The organism is Protofrankia sp. CiP3 (assembly GCF_917627345.1).
Classification (GTDB): Bacteria; Actinomycetota; Actinomycetes; order Frankiales; family Frankiaceae; genus Protofrankia.
The window spans coordinates 1-2,562 of record NZ_CAKJTM010000237.1 but is presented as its reverse complement, the minus strand read 5'-3'; the positions used below and the strand labels follow the sequence as shown (position 1 = coordinate 2,562).

The following is a 2,562-nucleotide window of genomic DNA, read 5'->3' as shown; positions in this document are numbered from 1 at the left end:
AACCGCACGCGGGCTCCGCTTTCTGGCACTGCCGCGTCGCGCCGTAGCACGGTTGGCCGACGGTAAGATCACGCGATCGGGCGACGGGTCCTGGTGTCGGGCCTGCGTCACGTAACCAGGATGATGAATGGTGTGGGGCAATCTAGATCTTGGCGTGCCGCTGTCGCGGTGTGTGCGGTTGGCTCGGGCGCTTCGGCGCTCGTGGTGTGGCTGGTCCGCCGTTACGGCTGGACTGAGGCGTCGGCGATCGTGACTGTGGCGGCGCTGCCGACCGGAGTTCTAGGTACCTACCTGACTTTGGAGGCGCGTTTCCGGAGTTCTTCGGGGGGCGCAGTCGGCGGTCCGGCGGACCTTGTCGGCGTGGCGGAGCTGCTGGCTGTCGCGGTACGCCGGCAGTGGGAGGCCGAAGCGGAGTTGCACCGGCTCAACGAGCCCTATGCGCTGCCGGTGCGATGGCGGCCTGCGAGTCCCGGGCTGGTCGAGGATTGGCGGGCGCTGATAAGGCTGGCGACCATCGGCGGGGCCGGGTGGCCGACGCCGCCGGCAGGGGGGTGGGCGGCCGGACCGGCGGGCCTGGCCGGGGAGGGGAACGACTTGGTCGAGGTGCTGGACCGCGTCCCTACCGGCCGGTTGGTCGTGCTGGGCGAGCCGGGGGCCGGCAAGACGATCCTTCTCGTGCGCCTGGTGTTGGGGCTGCTCGCCCGCCGCAGCTCCGGGTGGCCGGTACCGGTGCTGGTATCGCTCGTCTCCTGGGACCCGACCGGCCAACGTCTCTACGACTGGCTCGCCACCAGGCTGACAGCGGACTATCCCGCTCTGGCGGAGCCGGCGCCGGGCGGCGGGCGCTGCCGGGCGCGGGCGGTACTGGACGACGGGTTGGTCGTTCCGGTGCTCGACGGCCTGGATGAGATTCCGAACGCGCTTCGCTCGGTCGCGATCGCCCGAATAAACGAGGCATTGCGGCCTGGGCAGCGGCTGGTCGTGGCCGCCCGCAGTCAGCCCTATCGCGAGGCGGTCAGCTCGGTCGGCGGGGTCGAGCTGCGCCTCACCGGCGCTGCGGGCATCGAGTTGTGCCCGCTGGAGGCAGCCGATGTCGCCGATTACCTCCGCGACTCTGCGGGAGGGCTGGTGGGAGCCGCCCGTTGGGACCCGGTCGTAGCCGTGCTCGCGGAAGCCCCGGCGTCGCCGGTGGCGCAGGCGTTAGTCACCCCGTTGATGGCTGCCCTCGCCCGCGCCGTGTTCAACCCACGACTCGGCGAGCAGGCGACCGCGGTCCCCTCGCGACCGGCTGACCTGCTCGATCAAGAACGCTTTCCAAGTCGCGCCGCAGTCGAAGAGCACTTGTTCGACGCCTTCGTCCCCGCCGCGTACCGGCCCCATCCCGATCCGGCCCGGGAATGCCCCTGGCGGGCAGCCGATGCGGAACGCTGGCTGATCTTCCTCGCCCGCCACCTCGAACACAACCTGCACGGCAGCCCTAACTTCGCGTGGTGGCGACTACCCGCAGCCGTGTCGCCACGCAGATCTCGGCTTCCTCAACTCGCGACCGGGCTCGTGGCTGGGCTCGCGTCCGGGCTCACGGGGGGGCTCGTGTATTGGTTCGCGTGCGGGCCGCCATACGGACTCACGCACGGGTTCGCGTCCGGGTTGACCTACGGGCTCGGTGTCGGACTTTCCTGGGGGATCAAGGTTCCGGCGCGGGCGATGCGGTGGCACACTCGCCGTGGGCTCACATATGGGCTCGTATACGGCCTCGTGATCGGGCTTGCGACAGGGCTCGCATACGGGCTCGCGAACAGCCTCGCCGTAGGCCTCACGATCGGACTCACGGCTGCCCTCGCGGGTCTCGCGTTCGGGGGGTTCAAGACTGCGCCGGCAGATCTCACGACAGCTGCCGGCCCGATTTCGGCCCTGGCCTGCGACCGAGCCACCTTCCGACAACAAGCGCTCGCCGGCGGACTCGCATTCGGGCTGGCGGGTGGACCCTTGGGCGGATTCGTGTTCGGGCTCACCTATGGGCCTGCCGCCGGTCTCGCTGGCGGACTCGTGTTCGGGCTCGCCCTCGGAGTGACGGTCGGGTTCTTCAGGACCGCGTCGGGGACATTCGCGCTGGCGCACGGGTGGCTGGCGATGCGGGGACGGCTGCCACGACGACTGATCGCCTTCCTGGACGACGCGCACCAGCGGCGCGGCGTCCTACGCCAGGTCGGGGCGGTTTACCAATTCCGTCATCTTGAGCTGCAACGCTGCCTCGCCCGCCGCTGATGGGTCTACTGCATACTCGGCCGACGTGGCGTGCGCCTGGCTCCAGGAAGTCGGCAGGTCCATGTTCGGCGAACCCGTGGGATCTTGACTTCGACGCCCCGGCTGAGCTGGCCAAGCGTCCTGACACCCCACGGGTTGACCGAATATTTACGTCGGCAGGAATAAAGAAGGCGGTAACGAAATGTTGTTGACGTCGAGTTCGTCGACGGACGGAAGAGCGGCACCAGAGCGGTGAGTAGACGTTTGAAGCGCGGGAGCGACCGCCGTGTCGTGTGCAGGGCTGCGCGAAGGTCGCAC

The 2,562-nt window shown here is 69.4% G+C and carries 1 protein-coding gene; it reads left to right on the top strand.

Annotated features, from left to right (window positions below; translation table 11 throughout):
- Positions 1 to 120: 120 nt before the first annotated feature.
- A complete protein-coding gene (locus MJ797_RS26815; protein ID WP_239342551.1) occupies positions 121 to 2,265 on the top strand; it encodes an NACHT domain-containing protein in 2,145 nt (714 codons plus the stop codon).
- The last annotated feature ends 297 nt before the right edge of the window (positions 2,266 to 2,562 follow it).

What these genes read in the sequence shown, in the direction of transcription:
- MJ797_RS26815 (WP_239342551.1), top strand. Translation starts at nt 121, where the DNA reads ATGATGAATGGTGTGGGGCAATCTAGATCTTGGCGTGCCGCTGTCGCG.